The 25,685-nt window shown below is 48.6% G+C and carries 20 protein-coding genes and 1 pseudogene; 6 read left to right on the forward strand and 15 right to left on the reverse strand.

Features of this window, described 5'->3' with window-relative positions:
- Positions 1 to 87: 87 nt before the first annotated feature.
- The 5 genes from pckA to IJ22_RS16075 all read right to left on the reverse strand — a co-directional run bounded on the left by pckA (position 88) and on the right by IJ22_RS16075 (position 7,172).
- Positions 88 to 1,662, reverse strand: coding sequence for a phosphoenolpyruvate carboxykinase (ATP) (gene pckA, locus IJ22_RS16055; protein WP_062409540.1), 1,575 nt, complete (start codon positions 1,660 to 1,662; stop codon positions 88 to 90).
- Positions 1,663 to 1,961: 299 nt separating this feature from the next.
- The gene (locus IJ22_RS16060; RefSeq protein WP_082660846.1) at positions 1,962 to 4,106 is read right to left on the reverse strand and encodes an MMPL family transporter; all 2,145 of its coding nucleotides are present in this window, start codon (positions 4,104 to 4,106) and stop codon (positions 1,962 to 1,964) included.
- 38 nt (positions 4,107 to 4,144) lie between these two features.
- Entirely contained in the window at positions 4,145 to 5,293 is a 1,149-nt protein-coding gene (locus IJ22_RS16065) for an NAD(P)/FAD-dependent oxidoreductase (RefSeq protein WP_235594149.1), read from the reverse strand.
- Between the two features lie 2 nt (positions 5,294 to 5,295).
- Complete coding sequence (locus IJ22_RS16070) at positions 5,296 to 6,024, reverse strand: methyltransferase domain-containing protein (protein ID WP_062409541.1); 729 nt, start codon at positions 6,022 to 6,024, stop codon at positions 5,296 to 5,298.
- Positions 6,024 to 7,172 (reverse strand): type III polyketide synthase, encoded by a 1,149-nt coding sequence (locus IJ22_RS16075; RefSeq protein WP_062409542.1) that lies wholly within the window; start codon positions 7,170 to 7,172, stop codon positions 6,024 to 6,026. The genes IJ22_RS16070 and IJ22_RS16075 overlap by 1 nt, the downstream gene beginning before the upstream one ends.
- A 281-nt stretch (positions 7,173 to 7,453) precedes the next feature.
- On the opposite strand from IJ22_RS16075, the pseudogene IJ22_RS27220 reads away from it, so the two are divergent.
- Positions 7,454 to 7,693: pseudogene (locus IJ22_RS27220) on the forward strand (PAS domain S-box protein); the annotation flags it as partial.
- Between the two features lie 42 nt (positions 7,694 to 7,735).
- Positions 7,736 to 9,544 carry a PAS domain-containing sensor histidine kinase gene (locus tag IJ22_RS16080; RefSeq protein ID WP_235594150.1) on the forward strand — a complete coding sequence of 603 codons (1,809 nt, stop codon included), beginning with the start codon at positions 7,736 to 7,738 and terminating at the stop codon, positions 9,542 to 9,544.
- 102 nt (positions 9,545 to 9,646) lie between these two features.
- Here the strand turns inward: IJ22_RS16080 and IJ22_RS16085 are convergent, their stop codons facing one another.
- Positions 9,647 to 10,624, reverse strand: a complete 978-nt coding sequence (locus IJ22_RS16085) for a LacI family DNA-binding transcriptional regulator (RefSeq protein ID WP_062409544.1) — start codon at positions 10,622 to 10,624, stop codon at positions 9,647 to 9,649.
- A gap of 132 nt (positions 10,625 to 10,756) precedes the next feature.
- Between IJ22_RS16085 and IJ22_RS16090 the strand changes: the two genes are divergently transcribed.
- Positions 10,757 to 11,680 carry a phytanoyl-CoA dioxygenase family protein gene (locus IJ22_RS16090; protein WP_062409545.1) on the forward strand — a complete coding sequence of 308 codons (924 nt, stop codon included), beginning with the start codon at positions 10,757 to 10,759 and terminating at the stop codon, positions 11,678 to 11,680.
- Positions 11,681 to 11,793: 113 nt separating this feature from the next.
- On the opposite strand, the gene IJ22_RS16095 is transcribed toward IJ22_RS16090, so the two are convergent.
- The 9 genes from IJ22_RS16095 to IJ22_RS16135 form a co-directional block, all read right to left on the reverse strand.
- The gene (locus IJ22_RS16095; RefSeq protein WP_054817439.1) at positions 11,794 to 12,816 is read right to left on the reverse strand and encodes a zinc-dependent alcohol dehydrogenase family protein; all 1,023 of its coding nucleotides are present in this window, start codon (positions 12,814 to 12,816) and stop codon (positions 11,794 to 11,796) included.
- A gap of 27 nt (positions 12,817 to 12,843) precedes the next feature.
- Entirely contained in the window at positions 12,844 to 13,887 is a 1,044-nt protein-coding gene (locus IJ22_RS16100; RefSeq protein WP_062409546.1) for an NAD(P)-dependent alcohol dehydrogenase, read from the reverse strand.
- A 27-nt stretch (positions 13,888 to 13,914) separates the two neighbouring features.
- Positions 13,915 to 14,883, reverse strand: coding sequence for a sugar ABC transporter substrate-binding protein (locus IJ22_RS16105; protein WP_054817438.1), 969 nt, complete (start codon positions 14,881 to 14,883; stop codon positions 13,915 to 13,917).
- Positions 14,884 to 14,942: 59 nt separating this feature from the next.
- The gene (locus IJ22_RS16110) at positions 14,943 to 15,884 is read right to left on the reverse strand and encodes an ABC transporter permease (RefSeq protein WP_062409547.1); all 942 of its coding nucleotides are present in this window, start codon (positions 15,882 to 15,884) and stop codon (positions 14,943 to 14,945) included.
- Between the two features lie 23 nt (positions 15,885 to 15,907).
- Complete coding sequence (locus tag IJ22_RS16115; protein WP_062409548.1) at positions 15,908 to 17,425, reverse strand: sugar ABC transporter ATP-binding protein; 1,518 nt, start codon at positions 17,423 to 17,425, stop codon at positions 15,908 to 15,910.
- Between the two features lie 99 nt (positions 17,426 to 17,524).
- A complete protein-coding gene (locus IJ22_RS16120) occupies positions 17,525 to 19,162 on the reverse strand; it encodes a response regulator transcription factor (protein ID WP_062409549.1) in 1,638 nt (545 codons plus the stop codon).
- Positions 19,146 to 20,948: a sensor histidine kinase gene (locus tag IJ22_RS16125; protein WP_062409550.1), complete on the reverse strand. Its 1,803-nt coding sequence runs from the start codon at positions 20,946 to 20,948 to the stop codon at positions 19,146 to 19,148. The genes IJ22_RS16120 and IJ22_RS16125 overlap by 17 nt, the downstream gene beginning before the upstream one ends.
- Before the next feature lie 223 nt (positions 20,949 to 21,171).
- Positions 21,172 to 21,426: a hypothetical protein gene (locus IJ22_RS16130; RefSeq protein WP_062409551.1), complete on the reverse strand. Its 255-nt coding sequence runs from the start codon at positions 21,424 to 21,426 to the stop codon at positions 21,172 to 21,174.
- Between the two features lie 15 nt (positions 21,427 to 21,441).
- Positions 21,442 to 22,347: a fumarylacetoacetate hydrolase family protein gene (locus IJ22_RS16135; protein ID WP_062409552.1), complete on the reverse strand. Its 906-nt coding sequence runs from the start codon at positions 22,345 to 22,347 to the stop codon at positions 21,442 to 21,444.
- A 246-nt stretch (positions 22,348 to 22,593) separates the two neighbouring features.
- Here IJ22_RS16135 and IJ22_RS16140 point away from each other — a divergent pair, with 246 nt between their 5' ends.
- The 3 genes from IJ22_RS16140 to IJ22_RS16150 all read left to right on the forward strand — a co-directional run bounded on the left by IJ22_RS16140 (position 22,594) and on the right by IJ22_RS16150 (position 25,602).
- The gene (locus tag IJ22_RS16140; RefSeq protein ID WP_054817433.1) at positions 22,594 to 23,310 is read left to right on the forward strand and encodes a FadR/GntR family transcriptional regulator; all 717 of its coding nucleotides are present in this window, start codon (positions 22,594 to 22,596) and stop codon (positions 23,308 to 23,310) included.
- Between the two features lie 165 nt (positions 23,311 to 23,475).
- A complete protein-coding gene (locus IJ22_RS16145; RefSeq protein WP_062409553.1) occupies positions 23,476 to 24,255 on the forward strand; it encodes an alpha/beta fold hydrolase in 780 nt (259 codons plus the stop codon).
- Between the two features lie 72 nt (positions 24,256 to 24,327).
- Positions 24,328 to 25,602, forward strand: a complete 1,275-nt coding sequence (locus IJ22_RS16150) for a metal-dependent hydrolase family protein (protein ID WP_062409554.1) — start codon at positions 24,328 to 24,330, stop codon at positions 25,600 to 25,602.
- Positions 25,603 to 25,685 lie beyond the last annotated feature (83 nt).

The following is a 25,685-nucleotide window of genomic DNA, read 5'->3' on the forward strand; positions in this document are numbered from 1 at the left end:
TATTTTTCTATGATAATTTGAATACTTATTTTCTGCTGCGAAAAAAAAAACTGTGCCGCTCACGCAGCACAGTTTTGGGTAACAGGTTTATTTTCTCCGAGGACCTGCCGATTTAATCTCCTCGCTCATATCGGAAAATTTCTCGAAATTTTGGATGAAGCGCTCGGCCAATTCCGCCGCTTTCGCTTCATACGCCGCTTTATCCTCCCATGTGTTTCTGGGTACCAGCACTTCGCTTGGAACGCCGGGAACGGATTCGGGGCAAAGCACGCCAAAGACCGGATCGGCGACAAATGTCGTTTGTTCAATGCTGCCATTGATCGCGGCGGACACCATAGCACGGGTATAAGCAAGGTTCATCCGTTTCCCTACGCCGTAAGGCCCGCCGGACCAACCGGTATTGACCAGGTACACTCTAGCTTTGTGCTCCTCGATTTTCTTCCCCAGCATCTCCGCATACACGCTTGGACGCAAAGGAAGAAAAGGGGCTCCAAAGCAGGTGGAGAACGTCGCTTCCGGCTCCGTTACCCCTCTCTCCGTACCGGCCAGCTTCGAAGTGTAGCCCGACAAGAAGTGATACATGGCTTGTTCCTTCGTCAGCTTGGAGATCGGAGGAAGCACACCAAACGCATCGGCCGTCAAGAAAATGATCACGTTCGGATGTCCGGCAACCCCCGGGATCAGTGCGCCGGGAATATAATCGACAGGGTAAGCGGCGCGCGTGTTTTCCGTAATCTGATTGTCGCTGTAATCGGCAATTCCGGTGTCTTCATCCAAAACGACATTTTCCAACACCGAACCGTAACGTATGGCCTGCCAAATTTGCGGTTCCTTTTCTTCCGAGAGGCCTATGCATTTCGCATAACAACCGCCCTCAAAGTTAAACACGCCCTGATCCGACCAGCCGTGCTCATCGTCTCCGATTAAACGGCGGTTCGGGTCGGCGGAAAGCGTCGTTTTCCCTGTGCCCGACAGCCCGAAGAATAGAGCGGTGTCCCCATTCTCTCCGACGTTAGCCGAGCAGTGCATCGGAAGAACGCCTTGGAACGGAAGAAGATAATTCAGTACGGTAAAAATGGATTTTTTCATCTCGCCGGCATACTCGGTGCCGCCGATCAGGACGACTTTCTTTTCAAAAGAAACGCAGATGAAAGTTTCGGAACGGGTACCGTCAACGGCGGGGTCGGCCTTCAATCCCGGAAGGGCGATCACGGTAAACTCCGGCTGATGGGCCTGCAGTTCTTCTTTCGTCGGACGGACAAACAGCTGACGAACAAATAAATTATGCCAAGCGTACTCATTGATGACACGAATGGGAAGCCTGTACTTTGAATCGGCTCCTGCAAATCCGTCGAATATGAACAGCTCCCGCTCCGCCATATATTTTTGCGCTTTTTGATACAGCCTCTCAAACTGAAGCTGTGATATAGGCTGATTTACGGCGCCCCAAGCAATATGGTCCATTACTGACGGTTCCTGCACCACAAATTTATCCTTAGGAGAGCGGCCGGTATACTTTCCCGTCAATGCCCGTAATGCTCCGGAGGAAGCCAGTACTCCTTCCTTTCTCTGCAATGCCGTTTCAATTAATTTTGATACGGACAAGTTGTGATGTGCGTTGTTAGCATGCTGCTGTTGAACAGCCTTAAAGTCCAAGACCATACTGTAACTGCCTCCTTTGGTTCGCTTAAATATAGTGTACATCAATTAATGTATAGTACACAATATAAATTTATCTATTACACAATCTTTATATGTTTTTTACACAATTTCGTCAAATATAACACTCTATTCATGGTGGATTGGGAACGCAACGGCTGATATAGGATACCCTATAGAAGCAATCGGCCCGCTGCCTTCGTTCAAGTAAACAGAAAGAAGCCATTTGCCTGTCGGAGCTCTCCAGCGCTCCATCAGTCAAATGGCAACGTTAAAATCCGGTCTTTTGCATGTTTTCGGCCTTATTGCAGCCACCGGGGCGCCCACCAATTCCACCTGCCAAGCCATTTCATAAAAGAGGGGACCAGGATGAACCTGATCAGTGTCGCATCAATCCAGATTGCGGCGGCAATGCCAATCCCCAGCTGTTGGACCCCGACCACCTCCCCGAATGCAAAGGGTGCGGTAACCGCAATCATGATCGCGGCGGCCGAGGTGATGATTCTGCCGGTTGAGGTTAGTCCCGCCAGAATGGCGCGGTCGTTGTCCTGCGTTTGCCGGTACACCTCCGATATGCGCGACAGAAGAAACACCCCGTAATCCATGCTGATGCTAAAAGCCAGTCCGAAAATAAATACGGGAATCATGATGGCAATGCTGTACGGCTCCATCCCCAGGCGTCCTTCTTCAAATATCCATACCAGGATGCCGAACGATGCTCCCAGGCTTAGGAGATTCATCAGAATCGTTTTGAGCGGAATGAGAACCGAACGGAACGCGAAGAGCAGCACACCAAATTGAGTAATGAAAATAAACAGCAGTACGTGTTTGATATTGTCAAAGATTTCATCAAAAACCTCCTGCTGGTACTTTGCCTCTCCTCCCAACAGGAACCGGATTTCCCCTGACATTCCTTTCTGCTCCCAACGCCGGACCCAATCCATCGCTTCCTTCGACGACGGACCGCCCTGCAGGGTCACATGAATAAGCATTCGATGCTGTTTCACATACCGCTTCAGCACCGGCTCATATTTTTCTCTGATCATCGGTCTTTGAAACAGGGAGTATGCCTGTTCGGGCGGCATGCGCAGGCTGGAAAACACGGAATCCACCCGCAGCACGCCCGGATCGCTTTCCAAACTTTGAATCAGCGCATAGGTATTGAACCAGTCTTTTTTGGTCAGAGTATGCGTACTCCCTTGGGCTGCAATGTAAACATGCGAGGCTGACGTGAGTGCGAAGTGGGTTTGATAAGTCTCGGCGGCCGTGCGCGAATCATAGCTTTGAGGCAGCGAGGAGGCATCGGGAATGGCTAATTTCATTTGGGTTAAAGGCAGAAGACAGCCGATTAACACAAGCGAAGCCAAAAACGCCATCCGAAATGGCCTCTTCATGACAAAAAGCGATAAAGAATTCCAAAACATTATTTCCCCGGAAATGGATTTTGCCTTTTTTTCCGATCGGATGACAGGCCCCAGTATAGTTAGAAGCGCCGGAAGCAGAGTGATGGTTAACAGGACTGAAACCGCCACTACCACCATCGCTCCTAAAGCTACGGTAGTAAACATCGGGAGACGGATAAAGCATATCCCCATCAAGCCCAGAAAAACGCAGGCTGCCGAAAATAAAACGGCTCTGCCGGCGGTTTGCATGGTTGTGGCCAGCGCCTGCCCGGCAGAAGCTCTTTCCAGCTCCTCCCGGTATCGGCTGACCAGCATCAGCGCGAAATCGATGCTCAGCGCCAGACCCGCCATAGGGATGACGTTCAGCACAAAGTTGGAGAGCTCGATACGGGTCCCCAGCCAATACATGATCCCCATGGTGCCTGTAACTGCAAACATTCCTATGATAATGGGAATCATGGCGGAAACGATTCCGCCAAAAGCAAACCATAAAATCAGGAACGCCGCAGGAATTCCAATCAGCTCCGCCTTTTTCAAATCATGTTGGCTGGCCGCGTTGACGTCCGCCTGGACCACCGGTTTCCCCGTCATTTTCACCGTGACTCCGCTGTGGTCCGGCAGGCGTGCATGAATTTCCTCAAGCACCGGCTTCATTTCATAGGATTGTTGTTCAAAAACAAGCAGTGCGTAGGCAGCATTATTCTTGAGCATCCCTTCGTTCATCAGCGGGGAAATCACGCCGGTCAACCCGCGGATTCCCTGCAGCCGGTCCAGGGTATGCTGAATGAACTGGCGGAATCGCGCAGGGGATAAGGAATCCTGTTTCTCAAACACAAGCATGACGGGATCCTCAGGGATGTGGAAATCAGCGGATAGCATACGTTGAACCTTGACATAGGCTCCGTCCGGAAGCAAGCCGTGATCCTTCAAAACGGAAGGCAGCTTGGCAGCATACATTCCGAAAAAGACCGCGAACAAGAACCAAAACAGAATAACCGTTTTGGGATAACGATGAGACAGGACGGCAAGCATTCGGTACCCCATAACCAAGCTCCTCTGCGTATGGATCGGATGCTTTCTTTCTATACATCCGTTTCTTTTAACCGGGTCGCCCGAACCATCTCATACGCCAATTCCGGCGCAAGATGCGCTAACCCCAGCAGGAGGCGGGGTACTGCGGGGAACCCGAGCAGCGATTGGAGCAGACGTCCCCACCTGAGGGGACCCGTAAATTCCTTCCGGACCGATAGCATATACTCGCGTTCCCATTCAGAAAGGGACATCTCCCCGCGGAGATATCCGTCGGCAAGGGTTGCGCACAATCGGGCCGACCGTAGGCCCATCGACATGCCGTCGCCGCAAAGCGGCGGCACCATTAATGAAGCGTCCCCCACACGGGGAATCACATCCCAAGCGACCGGCCGGCGGTTGAGCTTGACCGGGGCAACGGCGGCCTGAGTGCCGGGAACCGGAACAGCTTGCGCCAGCTTGGCATCAAGCTTCGGATTTTTCCGGCCGGCGGCCTCTATGATCTCCGGTATCGATTTGCCCGTGACCCGAAAGGCTTCCCGCTTCAGGAGCGCCGCAGCATTAACGATTCCTCCTTCGACGGGGGCAAGTCCCAAGTATCCTCCGGGAAAAAAATAAAGCTCTACCGCCGCGTCCATGGCTATCCCCCGATAGTGCGATTTCACACCCATAAACGTATTTTTTGCGGATCGGTTCGAAGGATGACCCGGAAGTCCTGATCGGGGGTTGGCTCCCCACGCCGCAATCACGGCACGCGCTTCACAGACCGTTTTTTCCCCTTCCCTGCTGATTTCAATCGTATACCCTCCGCCGCTTTGGGACACGGATGTGACTGCGGCTGCAGTCTGCACATCCACGCCTGAACGGATGGCGGCGCTATGAAGCGCCTGATCCAATGCATACCGGCTTATCCCTAACGCCCGGTCAGGCAGCGGAATGTCCAGGACCGCCCCATGGCTCAGGATCAGGCGAACCCGGGTCATCATGCTTGGATGAAGCGATTCGACCAGCTCGCCCAAACCAAGAGCCTTCAACGTGCTTTGCGATTCCGGGGAAAGAAATTCTCCGCATACTTTATGACGCGGGAAGGAATGACGGTCGATCAGTACCGTATCCCAGCCCCTGTCAGCCATAGCCTTGGCCAGACTGCTGCCGGCGATTCCGGCCCCAAGCACCGCCACATCGCGGATTGTTTTCATCATCCTCAGCTCCGTCGGTTGAACTGGACCCTGTCTTTACGGATGACAGCCGCATACCGAAACAGCGGTCTCCAGGCATAATATAATTCAGATGCGCCTAACGCTTTACCGAGATGGTCCCAATCCGCCGGACGGAACCCTTTGGCCACGGACAAGGGACCATCGTTGACAATATACCGGTTGCGCGAAACAAGACGGGCCGTAATCCACACCGCCGCCCAAGGGAGCCAATGCCGGTGAATATCGTTGATGACGACTCCGATACGGGAGGCCTTCAGCATACTTCGGACAACCTCGGGCAGCTCATCCGAAGCAAAATGATGAACAAACTGCGTTCCCGTAACCAGATCCGCGCACGCTTCCGGGAGCTTGAACACATCGCCGTGCAGCACTTGAACCCGGGGTTCGCCGCGATAATACATCCTTGCTTCTTCGCAAGCTTCTTCCGTGATGTCCACTAACGTGATCTTCAGCTGGATCCGGTTCGTGTCCGCCCATCGCAGAACCTTCCGATTGATATCACCCGAGCCCGAGCCGATATCCAGGATAGACAAGCGTTCCGGCTTGTCCGCTTCCGTCCACAACCTCCGGATTCCATAGAGTGTGGGTGCCGAAGCGCCGAGGATTCGATTCAGCCTGCGCAAATGGCGCAAAGCTTCGCAAAGCTCAGGTCCCCCTTGAGAAAAGTCATCCATCAATTCCGGCTCGGTGGCCCGCTGTTTCAACCTTTTCATCAACGGGCATCACCTATGAGCTGTTCCTGCCCGACAACTGACGGCAAATAAGTGATTCGGGTCATTTCGGCCGTAAGGCCGGGACCGAACGCGACAGCCATCCCGCTTGCCAGCCCGGAGCGGCGATCCTGCAGCCGCCGCCTCATGTCGTCAAGCACGAAAAGCATCGTAGCGGAGGACAAATTGCCATAACGGCGAAGTACGGCACGGCTGGAATCGACCTGCTCATCCGTAAGCCCGTACACGTCCTGGACCGCATCGATAATCCCGCGCCCTCCAGGATGAATCGCCCACAGCTCGGGCCTGTTTTCCCCGGCGGTCAGATGTCCCGACACAGCGGGAAGCCATCTGCCAATCAGCCGGGGAATGTTAGGGGACAGGTAAAGGTGGAAGCCATAATTCCCCACCTCCCACACCATCTCATCAGCGGATTCGGGCATGAGTACGGAATAATCGCCGCCCAGCTGAAAAATGCCTTTATGGCCGGCTCCGGCGCAGCCTACAATGCAGGCGGAAGCTCCGTCACCGAAGAAAGAAGCGGCGAATAGAGCCTCCTTGTCGCCGGAGGGCTGAAAATGAAGCGTGCACAGCTCTACGCAGACGATGAGCACTTTGGCGGACGGCGTACCCGAGACGATCTGCCTCGATAGATTAATGGCCTTCAATCCGGCGGCACAGCCCAGAAATTGCAGCGGAAGCCGGTTAACCGTAGACGCCAGCCCCAGCTGTTGAACCAAAGCGGCATCCATGCCCGGCAGAAATTGACCGGTACAGCTGACCGTGATCAAATGGGTGATGCCGGACGCCGTCATACCGCTGTCCGATAGTGCTTTTCTTGCCGCCTCCAGGCCCAATGGAACAGACTCTTTCTTATACGTTGCCATACGCTCGGCAGTGGTAGGGACGCCTTCTATGGAAGCGCTGGAGAAATAACGGCACCCGGATGCGGGTTCGAGCAGGTTCGGCTCGCATGTGTAACGCGTTTCCACTCCGCACTGCCTGAATATTCTTTTGGCCCAGCGGGCGGAATGGGGTTGCTCCCTTAAGGCTTCGGCCAACCTTTGTGATACATCGGCCTGATCCATCCGGAAAGCGGGGACGGCCGTACCGATCCCCAAGATGGAAACGATTGGAGATATGTCTTCCATGGTCTGGTTCTTCCTCTCGCTTTAGTATCCAAATCGCGTAAAGGTCGGACAAGGATCATGCTTTACACATGTTTATTCGCATTTGCGTTTCAATATGACGTTCTTTCCGTGTATACCGGCGGATTGCCTTTACATAATTTTTTGTCCGCATGCACGATATCGGGGAGGAAAAAAATAGGACATGTCGAAATATTGCTAATTACAGTAAATAAGCTGATTATCGAAAATATGGAGGTAGTGTTTTTGTGGAATCGATACGTAAGATAGATTCTTCTTTTCCTATGGATTCACTTTTTATCCATTCTTTCGATGCTCTATGTATATTGGATAATAAGGGATTCGTGCTTAAAACCAATCCTTCCTTCACTAGGCTATTCGGATGGAACGAAGATGAATTGATAGGACATCCTCTGCCCTTTCAAAACCATTTGGATGTTTTGAAGGTACCTCCTGCCAACATTGTCGAGGTTGATCACTTATCGATACAGCGGAAAGACGGGAGCCTTGTCATCGTTCGGATGAAGGCTTTACCTCCTGAACATCATCATCCGGCAGTTCTCTTCATGAGAGAAGTCATCCCGCATGATTATTTGGAAAAGCTGGATTTGATTGAGCAAGAGCATAAACAAACAATACGGTATCAGCAAGGGATGAGCTTTAAATTCAAAAAAATCGATAGTCGGTTTATTCATACGCTATGCGACGGCGATCTCATTTACCGGTTGGGACTTTCTCCCGAGAAAATCGTCGGAAGGGAACTGAAAGAATTTTTGCCGCAGGAGACGGCAGTTTTCAAAGAACAATTTTACGAACGAGCCTGGCAGGGTGAAGAAAATGTCATATATGAAGGCGAGGAAAACGGCCTAACGTATCTGGCCTCCTTAAAACCGATCAAGAAAGACGGCGCCGTCATAGAAGTCATCGCCTCCTGTATCGATATCACCCAAAGAATCGATGCGGAAAAAGCCCTGCTGGAGGCCGAGGCGCTTTACCGGTGCCTGGTGGAAAACGCCTTAGTCGGTGTGTATTTGTACCAGGACGGGAAAATCGTATATGCCAACCCGGTGTTCTCCAATATTTTCGGATATACGCAGAGTGAAATGGCGACACTGGATTTGGTTGACTTATTCGTCCGTGAAGAGCGGGACTATATGATCAATAAATTAACGTATGGTCAAGAGCCTGACGCCAAGGATGTCATGAATCGGGATTATAAAGTTCGGGGGATAAGCAAGGCTGGCTCGATTGTGGAGTTGGAGGGAAATTCAACGTTAACGCTTTTTCGGGGCAAGCCCGCACTGATCGGGACGATTCTGGATATTACGGACAGAAAGGTAACGGAGCGGCAGTATCAGCGGCTGCTTAAGCTTTCTCCGGAGCCGATCATGCTTCACAAGGATGATACCATTATTTATGTGAATGATGCGGGACTCAAATTGTTCGCCACAAAGGACCCGTTGGATTTGATCGGACATTCGTTTATTGAACAGTTTCATCCGCATGACCAGGAACAAGTGCGCAGAAGACTGGATACCGTCCTGAACAACGATCACAGTACCGGATTTTTCGAATTCAAGTTAGTCCGGTTAGACGGAAATATTGTAGAAGTAGAGTCGTCGGCCATCCATATTTACAAATACATGGGGGAATCCATGATTCAAAGTGTATTTCGGGATGTCACGGAGAGAAAGAAAACGGAAGAATTCATGCGAAGATCCGAAAAGCTGTCCCTCGTAGGTCAAATGGCAGCAGGTGTAGCCCATGAAATCCGTAATCCGCTGACCTCGATTAAAGGATTCTCCCAGCTGTTAAAAGAAAAGAACGATTCTTACAAAGATTATTATGAAATTATGATCTCCGAGCTGGACCGCATCAATGAGATTGTCAACGAATTCATGTATTTAGCCAAACCGAATCCGATTGAATTCAAAAAAGTAAAATTGAGCACCATTCTCGAGCACGTCATTTCCTTAATGAATACGCAAGCCATTCTCAATAACGTTAATATCCGCGTGCTCTATGAGAATGAGCAGGTAGCCATCAATTGCGACGAAAACCAAATCAAACAGGTATTTATCAACATCTTGAAAAATGCCGTTGAATCCATGCCCCGCGGCGGGGACATCACCATAGAATGCAGCATCACTCAGGAGCAGAACGAAGTGTACATCAAATTCATCGACCAGGGAATCGGCATTTCTGAAGACCGGTTGAAAAAAATCGGGGAGCCATTTTATACTACCAAGGAGCAAGGCACAGGACTGGGTTTAATGCTCAGCTATAAAATTATCGAATCTCATAACGGAAAATTAAATATTCATAGTGAATTGAATAAAGGCACCCGAATCGACATTGTATTGCCTCATGGGTGACAACCTGGTTGGCGTTCTTTACACGATGGCTTATTTACGAACACACGTTTGTGTTTATTGGATACAAATGTGTGTTCGTATTTCGTTGTGGCGATGACAAGTTCAAACGGTAGAACGCTCAATCAATAGATACCCGAGCTCCCTGTTTTCGGGCTTTGTTCTTTTCTTCGTGATGTGATCATAAGCCATCTGAAATGCTGCACTCCCCATTTCAAACAGCTGATTATCTATCGTCGTCAGATCAAACACTTGGGCGATCGGCTGATTGTCAAATCCTATGACAGCAAGATCCTCCGGTATTCTGATCCCATTCTTTCGGGCCTCCGTAATAATCCCTGCCGCCACTTGGTCGCTTGTCACCAAAAGCGCCGTCGGCCGTTCTCTCATCCGAAGCCATTGGTGCACTACGGCCAAACCGTCTTCAATGCGTAAGCATTGATAAAACATCCATTCTTCCCGAACGGCCTCGTGAATCGCTGCCAACGCATCCTCATATGCTCTCCGGCGCTTCAGGCTGTTAGCGCTGTCGGCCCTGCCCAGGCAGAATCCGATCTGTCGGTGTCCTCTTTCTATTAAATAACGCATTCCCTGCCGGAAACAATCGTAATGATCCAGATAAACAGAGGAGATCGCTGACGTGCCCGCATCCTCACACGCTACAATGGGACCGTATTCGGTAAAGGGTTCGATTTGTTCCCACGCAAGTGTTTTCGAGCCTATAATAATGCCGTCCATCTGTTTCATTTTCAGCATGTCCAGAACTTTGCCTTCGCTGACGGGGTTATAATTGGTTTGGCAAACCATGAGCTGGTAATCTTTCATGAGGGCTTCGCTCGAGATGCCCTCCATCAATCTGGAAAAATACGCGTGATTTATACTCGGCACCATGACGCCTATAATATTCGTTGTTCCTTTGCTGAGATGAACGGCATTCAGATTGCGCGAATAGTTTAACTGCACGATCGCTTCCATGACAGCCCTGCGTTTGTCTTCGCTTACATACGCATGATGATTGATTACACGGGAAACCGTAGATACGGAAACCCCGGCGATTTTAGCAATTTGTTTAATATTCGGCATCAGCCACTTCCCTCCCCCAGATTCATTTTAACATTTTTAAAATTTTCCCCTTGACATGAAATGCGTTTCATACATTAACCTGACACTGCAAGAGCATTTCACAATGCAGCCCAAATGAAGGAGGATAACGCTATGAAAAAAGAAGAAGTGCTGAACAATATCCTTGAAATTACCATTCCATTGAATCAACGCGTGAATAACGAGCCTCTCAAAGTGCTCAGTGAAGAGGATTGGAAGTTCTGGAAAGAAAACGGTTACGTGATTGTTTCAGAAGCCGTCCCGAAAGAGCATATCGATCGTTTAGTCGATCTGATCTGGGAGTTTGAAGAAAAGGACCCTAAGGATCCTTCTACCTGGTACACCGCTCCCCGGCGGGAAATGCAAATGAAAGAACTGATGAATACCGGTATGGTGGAGCTCTATAATCATCAGTATTTGTGGGACAACCGCATGTATGAAAAAGTATACCACGCCTTTGTCGATATATGGGGTACGGAAAAATTATGGGTAAGCATTGACCGCTGCAACCTCAATCTCCCGATAAAACCGGGGCATGATTACAAAAGCTTCATTCACTGGGACGTCAACACTTCGTTGAACCCGATTCCCGTAAATGTGCAGGGGGTTCTATCCCTTGTCGACACGGACGCTGAAATGGGTGGTTTCCAGTGCATTCCCGAGCTGTACAGGGATTTTCATGAATGGGTAAAAACACAGCCTGCGGACCGGGATCCGTATAAACCGGATACAACCGGATACACCCCGACCAAAGTGGTGACCAAAGCCGGTGATCTGCTGATATTCAACAGCATGCAGCCGCATGGCATCCGTCCAAACCACTCCACCAAACCGCGTCTGGCCCAATACATTTCCATGTTCCCTGCACAGGAGCATAATGAAGCGTTGATTCAATCGAGAATCGCTTCCTGGAGCGAAAGACTGACGCCTGAAGGATATGCCTTCCCGGGAGATCCCCGCCATTGGGAGCGGATCAAATATGACCGGGCTGTACTTACACCATTAGGCGAAAAATTGCTGGGCAGCAGAAAATGGTAATCGGCAGGTAGCCTTCGAATCGCCGGATAACAACAAGAGAGCCAACTGAAAGTTACCGATCAGTGGCTCTCCAGATTTACCGGGAAAACAACATGCGATGAACGTCTATCCCATCATTGGACATCGACTACAACCTTGATATGGCCTCTTCCCGTTTCGACCTGCTCAATCGCCTTGCCGAAATCTTCAAGCTTGAACCGGTGAGTAATCAATCCGTCAGTCTTCACGATCCCGTTACGGATAAAGGCGATCGCACGGTCAAAGCAATGCGTTTGCGCAAAGGATCCGATGATTTTCAGTTCTTTCCTGAATACCTCGTAGGGACTAATCGTGATCTCATCGCTGACAGAAGCTACGCCGTAAATGACAATCTTGGCTCCCATTTTGGCGAACTTGGGCATTTGCTGAATCACTTCCTTTGCCCCTGTAGCGTCGATCACCATATCAAAGCCCTTGGGAAATTTCTCAAAAAGCTTGCTTTCATGCGCCGCATAGTCGCTGCGGTTCATCACAACCGTCTCATCAGCGCCCAGTTCCTTGACTACGGCCAATTTTCGTTCATCCGATGCCACCACAACGAGATTTGCCGCTCCCGCATGCTTTAATAGCTGCGCCAAAATGATGCCCGTCGGTCCCGTTCCGAACAGGAGGATATCATCCCCCGGTTTGACATCCATCATATCCAAACCGTGTACGGCGCATGCCGTCGGCTCGACCAGAACGCCCTGGTCATAAGACAAATCGCCTAAGTGAAATACTTTATCATGGTTGACCGCCACATACTCGGCAAACCCTCCGGGGCCGTTTACGCCTAACGAGTAAAAGTTCTCGCAGTAAAGCGGCTGGTTGCGCCTGCAGTAATAACAATGCCCGCACAGCTCCGTATTGTCCGCACAAACCCTGTCCCCGGGCTTAAAACCGGTCACATCCTTGCCCACCGCTGCAATTTCACCCACAAACTCATGACCGGGAATCAGGGGAAAGCCTGCCATAAATTCCCCATGATGGAGGTGAATATCTGTGCGGCAAACACCGCAGGAATGAACTTTAAGCAGAACCTGATGATCCTTCACCACAGGATCGGCTGTTTCACGAACGGAAAAATCCATAGCTTTATTATAATAAACGGCTTTCATCGGGCATCCCCTTTCGATATAAAACAATTATGGGCAAATGATGATCTTTAACGTGCTGTTTTTCTCTTTGATCGCTTTTTCAAAAGCCGCAGCCGTTTGCTCCAGAGTCATATAATCGGTGATGACCGGCCCCAGATCAATATCATCATCGGCCAGTAAGGCTACGCCGGTCGGATACGTATTGCAGTAACGGAAAACGCCGTAAATATCGATTTCATTATCAACAATATAAGGGATGCTCAGAGGCGTTTCGCTTTCCTGCGGAAGACCCACCAGAACGACCCGGCCGCCACGGCGGACGGAGCGCAGCGCAGCTTGTGCCGCTTTTCCGTTCCCCGCCGTTTCAATCGCCAGATCCGCTTTTTGTTCATGCGTGATCCGGTTGATCGCCTCGATCGCATCCTCTTTCCGAAGATGAACCACATCCGTCGCCCCCATCTGCAGCGCCCGTTCCAAACGAAACGGCTCCAGGTCCACGCCTATAATCCGTTTGGCGCCGGCGGCTTTGGCTGCTGCCAAAGCAAGAATGCCGATCGGTCCCATACCCATGATCACAACGGTTTCTCCGGGCTTTAAACGGCCTCTTCGTACAGCATGCAGGCCTACGGAGAAAGGCTCGATGAGGGCGGCCCTTTCATAACTCATGTGATCGGGTACCGGATACAGAAAGTCGGCACGGATCGCGATATATTCACAAAAAGCGCCGTCGTAAGGAGGTGTAGCTAAAAATTCGACCTTGGGACATAAATTATAATGGCCCGATTTGCAATGATGACAGCGTCCGCAGGTGACCCCCGGCTCTATCGTTACCCTCTGGCCTACCGTTAGATGACGGACGTCGCTGCCTAACGAAACGATTTCACCGGCCGCTTCATGTCCGAGGATCATTGGCTTTCCCACCACATAGGGACCGATTTTTCCATGTTCATAGTAATGGACATCCGACCCGCACAGGCCAACCGCTTTGATCCGAACCAGCGCCTCGTCTTTGGACGGAATGGGGATATCCCATTCCTGGATTTCAATCTTTCCGGGCTTTACCAATACAGCCGCTTTCATTTTCCCCTGCATTCTGCTCCACCCTCACTGGTTATCCCCTTATTTTTTGAATTCGCTTAAATTCTCTTTTGTCACCAATTGGAAAGGAATGTAGTTCATGTGTTCGACGGATTCGCCTTTAGCCGCCTGGATCGCCAGTTCTACCGCCTTACTGCCTTGACCGTGCGAATCCTGGAATACCGTAGCGGCCAGTTGCCCCGCTTCGACAGATTTGAGCGCATCCGGAATGGCATCGATCCCTACCACCAGAATATCGTCTGCTTTCTTGGCCGCCTCGATCGCTTTGTATGCGCCCAGAGCCATTTCGTCATTTTGTGCGACAACCGCATCGATGTCTTTATGCGTTTGCAGCCAGTTTTCCATCAGATTTAACGCTTGTGCGCGGTCCCAATTCGCTGTCTGCTCCGCAAGAACCTTAATATCCGGATATTGGGTCAGCACTTCTTTATTGCCTTCCGTCCGGCTGATCTCTGCAGAGTTGCCATTCGGTCCATGAATAATCACCACATTTCCCTTACCGCCTAATTGATCGGCGATAAACTGCATTTGAAGCTTACCTGCGACCACATCGTCCGATCCCGAAAAGGCTGTCGCTTTATCCAGATTGGATACTTGGGAGTTGACGACAATCACCGGAATTTTGGCGGCTACCGCAAGATCTACGGCAGGGGCGGCGCCATTCTTGTCATAAGGGTTAAGAATGATGGCGTCGACTTGTCTGTTGATAAAATTTTCAATTTGGGCAATCTGATTCTCGGATTTCCCCTGACCATCCGCTTCCAGAAGCTCTACTCCCTTCTCATTGGCTTTATCCCTCACTGCGTTTTGAATGTTGATGGCAAATTCGTTTTGCAGGTTTTGATAGGAAACGCCTATCGTCAATTTCTTTTCTCCGCTGTTTCCATCGGAGCCCGCTCCGCCTGATGCGGATCCGCCGCCCCCTCCGCATGCAGACAATACACCGGCCAGCAGAACCATCGGAAGGAATAAAGCTTTCATCTTGTTCATCGATATACCCCCATTATTCAGTAAAGTTTTATTTATACCGTCATGCGACGCGTATACACTTAATGGCTTTTCTTATCCAAAAGTACGGCCAGCACAATAATAACGCCCTTTACAATCTGCTGGTAATAGGAAGACACATTGAGCAGATCCAACCCATTGTTCATAATTCCGATAATCAGCACACCGATAACTGTCCCTATGATTGTTCCTCTTCCGCCGGCGAGACTGGTGCCTCCAATAACGACGGCGGCGATGGCATCCAATTCATAGCCTATTCCCAATACAGGCGAACCCGTCATGACCCTCGAGGAGAGAAGAATGCCGGCCAGCCCTGCAGCCAAACCCGAGATCGCATATACCGCAACTTGAACATAATTCACATTGACGCCGGACAATCTGGCTGCATGCTCGTTGCCCCCGGCCGCATACACATGGCGCCCGAACTTGGTAATATGCAGGATAAAAATGCCCAGCAGAATCACAAGAATAAAGATGAGTACCGGAATCGGAATCCCGGCCACATATCCTCCCCCCATCCGGTTATAGCTGTCATTAAGATTGATGATCGGTCGGCCGTCGGTATACACCATGGTCAGTCCCCTTGCAGCCGTCATCATCCCCAGGGTAACGATAAAAGGAGCGACATTCCAACGTGAAATGATGATTCCGTTAATCCCTCCAAGCAGCAGCCCGGCCAATAAACCTAAGGCAACAGGCACAATGAGAGGATAGGCATCGCCTTGTGCAAAGCTGCTGGCGACCACGGCCGAAAAGGCAAGAATCGAACCTACAGATAGATCGATCCCGCCTCGAATAATGACGAAGGTCATACCCACCGCTATAATTCCGCTAATGGATGCCTGCCTCAAAATATTGAAAATATTTTGCACGGTCAAAAAAGACGATGAAGTGATGGATAAGATGATAACCAACAATAAAAAGGCTGCATAAATACCGTATTTGGCCAGAAATCTGCCTATATACTCCCTGTTCAATACCATACCGGACTTCCCCCTAACGATAATCAAACGATGCTTCGCTCTTTTTCAAAGCCTGCGGCACAGGCCATGATCTTTTCCTGATCGAATTCCTCCCGCAGAAATTCTCCTGTTATTTTTCCTTCGTGAAGAACGATAATGCGGTCGCTCATCCCGAGCAATTCCGGCATTTCCGACGAAATCATGATAATGGCTTTTTGCTCATTGGCCAGTTGGCTGATGATTTTGTAAATCTCCGCCTTCGATCCTACATCAATTCCCCTTGTCGGTTCGTCCAGAATCAGAAGGTCCGGATTGCACAAAAGCCATTTCGCCAGCACTACTTTCTGTTGATTGCCTCCGCTTAACGTGTTGACCATGGTATTGCGATTTGAGGCTTTAATATTTAAATATTTCATCTGGTGATCAACCGTTTGCTTTTCTTCCTTGAAATTTATAATTTGCCTGAACCTTGTAAACTTTTTCAGATTCGCCAAGGTCGTGTTATCCTTGACGGAAAACTTGAGATTAAGCCCGAAAAGCTTCCGGTCCTCCGTTACCAGCGAGATACCGTTGGAGATGGCACTGCCGGGGTTAGACATATCGACTTTCTTTTGTTTGACATAAATTTCGCCTGCGTCGGCTTTATAAGCTCCAAAGATGGTTTCCACCAGTTCCGTTCTTCCCGCTCCCATTAATCCGGCGATGCCCAAGATTTCTCCCTGGCGTACATGAAGATGGATATTGCTAAACTTCCCTTTGCGGGTCAAGCCCTTCACTTCCAGGTACGTTTCGCCGATACGCGAAGACTGCTTGACATACATGTCCTTTAGATCTCTGCCGACCATCAGGGAGATCAACTGCTGCTGGTTTAATTCCTCCGTCGGGCGGGTCGCGATATACCGGCCATCCCTTAACACGGTAATCGCATCGCAAACCTTATAAATCTCGTTCATTTTATGGGAGATATAAATGATCGATTTGCCTTGGCCGGTCAGCTTCCTGATGATCTCATACAGCTTATCGACCTCGCGGTCTGTAATCGCCGATGTCGGCTCATCCATAATGATAATGTCTGCATTATATGATATCGCTTTCACAATTTCGACCATTTGCATTTCCGCTACACTCAGCTCGACCAGCTTCTTATCCGGATTGATATCCATACCCACGGACTGGAACAGCTCGCGCGTTCTGGCCTTCAGCTCTTGGGTATTGACAATGCCCAGCTTATAGCACGGTTCTCTCCCAATAAAAATATTTTCCGCTATAGTCATATCCAAAATGGAATTCAATTCCTGGTGAATCATGCTGATTCCGTGATTCATCGCATCCAACGGCCGGTTAAAAAACACTTTTCGGCCGTTCAGGATAATATCTCCGCTATCGGGCTGCTCCACGCCGGCCAGGATTTTCATCAAGGTGGATTTGCCCGCCCCGTTCTCCCCCATCAGAGCATGCACTTCGCCTTTTTTTATATGTAAAGAGACTTGGTCCAGCGCTACGATCCCCGGGAATGTCTTGCAAATATTTTTCATTTGCAGAACGTATTGATGTTCATCCATCGCTCTTCACTCCTTGTTTAAGGATATTTTGATTATATGTTCAATTCCGCGATATGGACATGTAGAAACTTCGGAAAAAACATTGAATTTTTTCGGTTGTTATATTTGGTCTGCATATTCCTTAAAGGAAAGTCCCGTCGACTTCTTGAATACGGTCGAAAAATAAACGGGATCCTTAAACCCGACCAATAAAGCCACATTCACCGCTTTCATTTTCTGTCCCGCCAGAAGCTCCTTAGCCTTATCGATCCTGACTTGAATCAAATATTTTTTGAACGAACAACCCGTCTCCTGTTTGAACAGTTCGCTAAAGTAGGTACGGTTCATATAAAATTTCTGGGCCATAAAATCGAGCGACAAATCTTCATAAAAGTAGTGATCAATATATTCCTTTGCCTGTTCAATCAGCTTTTTGGTTTGACCGTTTTTATTTTTCGGACTATCCGCATCATTCAGCAAGGCGATCAAACCGTACTTCAGATCGTCAATATTCGTATACTTAGACACCCATTCGTTAAAGGACGGATGATCCGGAGCAGCTTGGCCATGCGAACGAAGCGGCATCCGCTGCACTTTTTCCTCCATCATCCGGTAAATCCGTGCGGCCGCTTTCTTATACATCCGAAGATCGTCATTATACCGGGACTTCAATTGCAAAAAAAGATGATGAATCGCACGGATCAATCCTTTCCAATCCCTTTTCGCCATGAGTTCGTCCCATTCCAAAGCCGCTTCAGAGCTCCATAGGCTTGACTCCGCATCGGCTGCCTCCGGTTGAAGATCCTCATAAAAGAGAAGGCGCGATGCCTTACCGTCCTGTTGTTCATGCCATACGTACGAGAGTTGGTTATATATTTGATGAACCTCCGTGATTTCGCTGAACACTTGGCTGACCGAAATATGAATATGCCATTTATTGTACTTTTCAATATTCAAGATGGTATTCCGGAATATTTCCTGTACTTGATGGCGAATGTTTTCCTTTTCTTCGAATCCGAGCAGGCAAATATATTCGTTTTCTCTCAGCTCGCTCTTAAAGCCGATAAAGCGTTGAGCATATCCCGTACTTTCCGTCATCACGTTCTCCAGAGCGAAAAAAACAAGCGAAACGTCACTTCGATAATGCCGCTTGATTTGTTCGAAATCGATGATATTAATCATTGCAAGCACGTAATGAGGATATGGCAGCTTGACATGCAATAAAGCCAGTTTTTTAAGCAATTCCGAACAATCCATATAAACGCCCCGTACCAGTGTGTTTAACAAATTGCGTTTGAAATAGGGGATGCTTTGATTGAGCAGCAGATTTTGCTGCATCCTCTCCTGTTTTTTTTGCCTGTCAGCCTTGATGTTGTCCATGGCCTGGATCAGCGCTTTCTCCAGCTCTTCTTTTATGATCGGTTTTAATAAATAATCGGTTGCTCCGCACCTTAATGCCTGCTTCACATATTCGAAATCGGAATATCCGCTTAATACGATCACCTCGATCGCCGGAAACTGTCTTTTCAATATTTCCAGAAACGCCATACCGCCCATACCGGGCATCCGCATATCAAGCAGGATAATATCGGGTCTCTCCAGCTGGATGGCCTCATAGGCTTCTTCAGCATTTTGTGCCTGCCCCATCAGATTCATTCCCAAATAGCCCCATGGAATTTTACCGATTAAACTCCGTCTGACCGCAATTTCGTCCTCTACAATAAATACGTTGATATGCTGATTATTTTGTCCCGTCATCAAGTTTCCCCCCGTCATCGATGCGCTTCACCGCCGGAATGTTGATCGTGATCGTTGTTCCTTCTCCTTGTATGCTGTTAATATGAAAGGTAACCTCATCCCCAAAAACAATGCGCAGTCTCGTGTATACGTTCTTGAGTCCCAAATGTCTTGCCGAAGTAAAGTCAGCATAAGTGTTGGACGACTGGCGTTTATATTGTTCAAAATCTTTCAATTTATCGGCATCAAAACCGACGCCATTATCCGTTATTTCGATTTCGATCCGTTTCTCGTATTTTTTAGCGGACAGTTTGATAAACCCTTTTCCCAGCTTCTTCTCCACCCCGTGCTTAATCGAGTTTTCCAATAACGGCTGCAGGACCATTTTGACGATCATGTAGGAGCCTACCTCCGGATCTACATCCCAGTCCACGATCAATTGGTCTTCAAACCGGCTTTTTAAAATCAGAAAGAAATGCCGGCAATGTTCCAACTCGGCGGAAAGTTGAACATGCTCCCGATTCAAATCGATGTTATAGCGCAGCATTTTACTTAACGATTGGGTAATCTCAGAGATTTGCGTTACCCCTTCATAATCGGCAATCCCATTGATCACCTCCAACGTATTGTAGAGAAAATGGGGATTGATCTGCATCAGTAAAGCCTTAAGCTCCGCGTCCTTCTTATGAAGCTCCGTTTCGTATTGAATTTTAATCAAATGGTTGATGGTGTCTACCATGGTATGAAAGCTGTTGTTTAATTGATTGATTTCTTTACTGACGTTCACCATGTTTTCCGTACGGACATTAAAGTTTCCCCGCTCCACCCTGGACATTAAACTGTTCAGCTTCTTGATCGGTTTGATCATGTAAATGGAAAGGAAATAAGACAGGATCAGCACCAGAAGCATGGACAGACAGCTGACGATGATCGTCATATTGCGTAAATCCTTGATCGCCTCGGTCAGCGCAGAAAGCGGGACCGAACCTACCACGTACAAGCTGCCGCCCGCCGCTCTGTTAAAGGTGACGACAACATCCTGGCCCTTTATTTGTTCAATAAAGGTATCGGCGCTGATTCGATTAAAGCGTTCCAACAGGCTTCTGTCCGCCTTTTTGCCGATTAAAGCATTGTTCGAATGATACAGAAGGGTCCCATCCTTCTTGATGACCTGCGTTACGCCTCCGCTTCGGTATTCGATTTGTTTGAACATGGATGAGAAGGAGGATAACGTTTTATCATAGCTAATATAGCCGATCCTCCGGTTCGTATTGGGATCCATAATCGCCCTGGACGCGGTGAAGCTGTAGATCCCGTTAATATCCAGCTGATGCAAATCGAAAATAAGCTCATCGCTTGTGTTTTCCTTCATTCTTTGCTGCCATGCCAGCTCTGCCGGTGAACTATAGGCATGTGTGTATGTATTTTTATGGAGCGCCTTGTCAATAAGCCGGCCATTGTCCGAATAAACTCTTATACTGACATACTCATCGCCCGATGCCACGGTGGAGGTAACATACCTTCTGATCTTGAGCAGATTCTCCGGACTGAAAATATCACAGGAATTATCATATTTATCCATTAATATATAATTTTGTAATAAAGCAGAGGAAAATATCGTGGATTTATCCTCTATTTCTCTTATATAGAAGTTGATGTTTCTGTTTATCGCTTCTAATAAAAGATCGTTATTCCGTCTCGCTTCCTGAACGATCGCCAAAGAAGCAATTTGGTAAGAAAGCGCTCCCACGATAAGAAGAGGAAGCAGATTGATGCCTAAATAAGTGATGAAAAGCTGATACTGCATACTCCTCCTATGGAAAAAACGGCTCATCAAACGGCGCAATACGGTCATATATTCCCCCCTTTTCACTGCTTCAAACCGGAAACGCTAGTGCCAAAAACCATTATACCATTTTTGCCCCGCGGCGGGGACATAGGGGCGGCAAAAAGCCCCTCTTCTTGGCCTATGCCGTAAGAGGGGCTTTCCAACGGATTCATTGTACGATGCATTGGCAAATGCTTCCGGGCTATAATTCAAAGAAGCCTTCCAATCCATTATCAACTCGCGCTGCGGGTATGCTTTCATCCCAATCACATTGAACAATGTTACTGCATTTCACCCGATGTACATCCATGCCTTGCTTTTCGCTATAACAGGTTTCAAGAATACGGTACCTGATATTATACGGCGAGCACTTCGGGCAAAAGCCCTTTGCGATGGCTTGCAGTTCCTCATCCGAGTAACCGCTGGTCATTTCGGCAAGCAGAATCGTATCCAACATGACATTCACCTTTCTTTAAGATATGACATTGCTTAATACCCCGATTTTTTCAATTTCCACTTCTACCCGATCGCCCGGATTCAAAAATTTTGGCGGCTGAAAGCCAAGGCCCACGCCTTTCGGGGTTCCCGTGGCAATAATATCGCCCGGTTTTAACGTTATTCCGCTGGAGAGCGTTTTAATCATGGCAGGAATGTCAAAAATGAGATATTCGGTATTGGAATGTTGTCTTATTTCTCCGTTGACTCTGCATTGAATATCCAATTTGACGGGAGCCGGAATTTCGTCAGCGGTAACTAAATAAGGTCCCATAGGTCCGAAGGTATCGAGACTTTTTCCCAAAAACCATTGACTGTGTTTTTTTTGCAGGTCACGCGCCGTGACATCGTTAATGATCGTATAGCCGAAAATATAATCATAGGCGTCGGCTTCGGAAATATTCGTGCCCTCCTTTCCGATCACAATCGCAAGCTCGGCTTCATAGTCGATTTGTTTCGTCACATCCGAATGGCTTTTGATTGGCTTGTTCGGTCCAATGACGGTTGTCGTCGCTTTACTGAAAACAATCGGATGCTGAGGAATATGTTTCGCTTCCTCCATAGCGTCCGTATACTCAAGCGCATGCTCCCTATAATTTAGACCAAGGCAAATGATATCTCGTCTGGGGAAAGGAATAGGAGCTTCAAGCACAATGTCAGAGAGCGGTAAGGCATGGTCCCCGCCGTCTTGGAGCAGACGGTTGATTTCTTTCAGACGGGAATAGGCCTCCCCGGTTTCAATCACTTCAATTAAACTTCCGGGCAATAAAGTTTCCTCAAAAAGCCGCTTTTCCGCTTCTTGCGCATCCACGACGGATTGCCCGTTTTGCGTTAGAAAGCCATACTTTAATTGCCCGGCGTGAGTAAATGATGTTAAGTACATGCTAAATCCTCCCTGGTCTTTAATCATAGTCGAGCGGCCAATCGTACAATTGGCCTAACCAATAATGTATTCATATCTTAGAGCATTCCCCCGCTTTTAGTCAAGCGTCTTTTATATAAATTCAAATCGTTTGCTGCTTATAGCGAATTGACGATAGGATCATACTATAGATATAATTAATAATTATTTCAATAACCGGACTCATTTGAAAGCATCATTGGTAAGACCATGAGGGGAGACTATGTAATGGCGGAATTTGAACTTGCCTTTTTTCCTGTAGGTGAAAATAAAGCTTTTCTTGAAATTGCAAATCAAATCAGAGATCACATAGAAAAAGGCGCGCTAAAAGTGGGAAACCGCTTGCCTTCCGAACGGGAGCTGGCAGAGAAATTCCAAACCAGCCGGGCAACAGTCAGGGAAGCCCTGCGCGCACTTGAAATCATCGGTGTCATTGAAAGCCATGTCGGACAAGGAACCTTCGTTAAAAACGCCAATTTTTCAAGCATGGATGGCTTATTCGCCGAGATCTCGAAGCAGACGAGTCCTTCCGAGGTGTTTGAAGTCCGAATGGCCTTCGAACCCTATCTCGCACATTTGGCTGCACTTCGCGCCACGCAAGAAGATCTACAGCAATTAAAACAAAATATGGATCAGTTGAATCAAGCGATAGAAGATGCCGATATTCGCCAATTTGAACAATTGGACGGCCAATTTCATCATATGATCGCCGTCTCCTCCAAAAATTCATTTCTCCTTTACATTATGAACATCGTGAATAACGTTCGTTCGGAAAAGCTATGGGGAACATTGAAAGAAAAGAGCTTAAATCCGGAGCGAATGAAAACATACAGTGCACAGCATTTTGAAATTTATCAAGCGATAAGCGAACGTGATGCCCGCAGAGCGGAAATTGTCGCTTTGGAGCATTTAAAAACGGTAAGAAGCAATATGCTGGAACAATAGCTTTTCACTTAAACAAGCTGCCATGTCTCTGTCATGGAGCTTGTTTTTTATTTTTTTATTGACGGAAGGATAGGCGTCGTTTACTATAGGGGTAGATATTGGTTAAACCAATTTGTTGTTTTGGAATAACCAATTTTGAAAAATACGATTTCGGGGAGGTATGAGATGTTAGGCCAGGTCAATGATTTGAAAGTTAACTATGAAAGTAAAGGCGACGGTGACGTCATTGTCTTCGTCCACGGCCTGGGAGGCAGTCTCCATATCTGGAACAGCCAGACAACGGTTTGCTCCAGGTATTATAGAACGCTTTCCTACGATTTGCGCGGGTCCGGGCGAACCGGTCTTTCACAGTGCGAGTATTCGATCGAGCTGTGGGTTTCTGATCTAAAGGAATTGCTGCTGCGCGAAAACATTGAGGCGGCACATTTGGCAGGCCATTCGCTGGGAACCCTTGTTGTTCAGCATTTTGCGGTCTCCTATCCGCACATGGTCAAAAGTCTGACGCTCGTAGGAGGTTTTACCGAGCCCTCGGAGGCGGCCAGGAAAGGAATTTACGATCGCTCCGATGTGGTCCGTACCAATGGAATGGACGCTGTTGCCGATGCCATTATCGAAGGCGGTTTCTCTTCCTATTCCAAGCATACGAACAGCGCTTTAATCGGATTGGCCAAGGATCTGCTGCTGCGCAATCATCCGGAAGCGTACGCGGCTTCCTGCAGAGCGCTCGCCCAAGCGCAGGCGATCGACCACTCCAAAGTCGAGGCCCCCGTTCTGCTTATTGTCGGTGATGAGGATAAGGTGAGTCCTCTTTCGATGTCAAAGCTCATGAGCCGGCGTTTCCCCAGAGCGCAGCTGGAAATTATACCGAATTGCGGACATTGGGCTACGATCGAAATGCCGGATGCCGTCAACAAAAGCCTTCTCAATTTCCTGTCCACACTTTAATGCCGGTTTCCCTGATTGTAAGAATAAAATCTCATTCGCATGCTATTCCATTTCGTGAAAGGGGTTACAAATATGAAAGCTGTATTGCTCCGCAACGGTTTATTAATCGATGGTACGGGAAAAGATGCGCAGGCGGGAATGGATGTCCTGATTGAAGGCCATCAAATCACCTCGATAGGCACTCATCTTTCTCTTCCCGTCCATTACGATCCGGCCGATGTCGACGTGATTGAACTGGACGGCAAAACCATCATGCCCGGTATGACAGAAGCCCACACCCACTTCACATGGCAAAACTCCCTTTATATTCAAGATATCGATTTCAAACCTCTTGAGGAAACCATGCTTGGTTGTTATTTAAACGCTCAAACGATGATTAAAAGCGGTTTTACTTCTTGTGTAAGCGCTGCCGCGAGAGGACGGGTAGACATTGCCCTTCGGGATGCCATTAATCAGGGGCTGATTGTCGGGCCCCGGATGCTGGCCAATGGAGCCGAGATTTCCGCAACCGGAAGCTTTGTCGATCTGCATCCGAATCATGTCCATGTTTCCGGTCTCTCTATTTTTGCCGATGGCGAGGATGCGGTTCGGCGAACCGTAAGAAGCTTGCTCAAGGAAGGAGCCGATCTGGTTAAGCTGAATGTAAGCGGCGAGAGTCTGACTCCGCACGCCCGGAGTGAAATGACGCTCTATACGTTGAAGGAAGTACGGGCAGCGGTCGAAGAAGCGCACGCCAGAGGAAAACGGGTATATACTCATGCGCGTTCATCCGATTCCGTGAAGATTTGTGTAGAAGCCGGGGTAGACATTATCGGACATGCCGATTTCATCGATGATGAAGCGTTTGAAATGCTTGTTGAACATAAGAACCGTTTATTCGTAGTCCCCGCATTGAACTGGCTTGTCTCCACATTAGAGCATGGGGCCCAATATTTCGGCCAGGAAGCTATAGATGCAACCGGATACAAGGAAGGATTGGAAATTGCCTTGTCGAATATGAATCGCCTTTACAAAGCCGGAGTTCGAATATTGCCGGGCGGCGACTATGGATTTAAATGGTGCCCTCACGGCGGCTATGCCCGGGATCTCGAACACTTTGTCAAACTGGTCGGGATGACGCCCATGGATGCCATTGTCTCCGCCACGAAATACGGCGGCCAGGTTATGCTGATGGAGGATAAAATCGGAACGATTGAGGCGGGTAAGCTTGCCGATATTCTGGTCGTAGACGGTAACCCGCTCGATAATATCTCCATACTCCAGGATCATGACAAACTCCATGTGGTCATGAAGGACGGAGCCTATATAGTGAACAAGCTTCCAATCAGACAAGTTCAAGGCGCATAAAAAGAAAGGAAGAAGGGGCTGTCCCATAAGTCAACCTGATGGAGTAACTGGATGACCGAGGGACGGCTCTTATGTTCCATGAA

The sequence above is a fragment of the Paenibacillus naphthalenovorans genome, from assembly GCF_001465255.1.
Lineage (GTDB): Bacteria > Bacillota > Bacilli > Paenibacillales > NBRC-103111 > Paenibacillus_G > Paenibacillus_G naphthalenovorans.

Bases quoted from the DNA above. Each gene is read 5' to 3' on its own strand.
- IJ22_RS16060 (WP_082660846.1), bottom strand. From the start codon at position 4,106: ATGGGGTACCGAATGCTTGCCGTCCTGTCTCATCGTTATCCCAAAACG.
- IJ22_RS16125 (WP_062409550.1), bottom strand. From the start codon at position 20,948: ATGCAGTATCAGCTTTTCATCACTTATTTAGGCATCAATCTGCTTCCT.
- IJ22_RS16080 (WP_235594150.1), top strand. From the start codon at position 7,736: ATGAGAGAAGTCATCCCGCATGATTATTTGGAAAAGCTGGATTTGATT.
- IJ22_RS16105 (WP_054817438.1), bottom strand. From the start codon at position 14,883: ATGAACAAGATGAAAGCTTTATTCCTTCCGATGGTTCTGCTGGCCGGT.
- IJ22_RS16145 (WP_062409553.1), top strand. From the start codon at position 23,476: ATGTTAGGCCAGGTCAATGATTTGAAAGTTAACTATGAAAGTAAAGGC.
- IJ22_RS16095 (WP_054817439.1), bottom strand. From the start codon at position 12,816: ATGAAAGCCGTTTATTATAATAAAGCTATGGATTTTTCCGTTCGTGAA.
- pckA (WP_062409540.1), bottom strand. From the start codon at position 1,662: ATGGTCTTGGACTTTAAGGCTGTTCAACAGCAGCATGCTAACAACGCA.
- IJ22_RS16130 (WP_062409551.1), bottom strand. From the start codon at position 21,426: ATGTTGGATACGATTCTGCTTGCCGAAATGACCAGCGGTTACTCGGAT.
- IJ22_RS16075 (WP_062409542.1), bottom strand. From the start codon at position 7,172: ATGGAAGACATATCTCCAATCGTTTCCATCTTGGGGATCGGTACGGCC.
- IJ22_RS16090 (WP_062409545.1), top strand. From the start codon at position 10,757: ATGAAAAAAGAAGAAGTGCTGAACAATATCCTTGAAATTACCATTCCA.
- IJ22_RS16065 (WP_235594149.1), bottom strand. From the start codon at position 5,293: ATGATGAAAACAATCCGCGATGTGGCGGTGCTTGGGGCCGGAATCGCC.
- IJ22_RS16070 (WP_062409541.1), bottom strand. From the start codon at position 6,024: ATGAAAAGGTTGAAACAGCGGGCCACCGAGCCGGAATTGATGGATGAC.
- IJ22_RS16150 (WP_062409554.1), top strand. From the start codon at position 24,328: ATGAAAGCTGTATTGCTCCGCAACGGTTTATTAATCGATGGTACGGGA.
- IJ22_RS16085 (WP_062409544.1), bottom strand. From the start codon at position 10,624: ATGCCGAATATTAAACAAATTGCTAAAATCGCCGGGGTTTCCGTATCT.
- IJ22_RS16115 (WP_062409548.1), bottom strand. From the start codon at position 17,425: ATGGATGAACATCAATACGTTCTGCAAATGAAAAATATTTGCAAGACA.
- IJ22_RS16135 (WP_062409552.1), bottom strand. From the start codon at position 22,347: ATGTACTTAACATCATTTACTCACGCCGGGCAATTAAAGTATGGCTTT.
- IJ22_RS16140 (WP_054817433.1), top strand. From the start codon at position 22,594: ATGGCGGAATTTGAACTTGCCTTTTTTCCTGTAGGTGAAAATAAAGCT.
- IJ22_RS16110 (WP_062409547.1), bottom strand. From the start codon at position 15,884: ATGGTATTGAACAGGGAGTATATAGGCAGATTTCTGGCCAAATACGGT.
- IJ22_RS16100 (WP_062409546.1), bottom strand. From the start codon at position 13,887: ATGCAGGGGAAAATGAAAGCGGCTGTATTGGTAAAGCCCGGAAAGATT.
- IJ22_RS16120 (WP_062409549.1), bottom strand. From the start codon at position 19,162: ATGACGGGACAAAATAATCAGCATATCAACGTATTTATTGTAGAGGAC.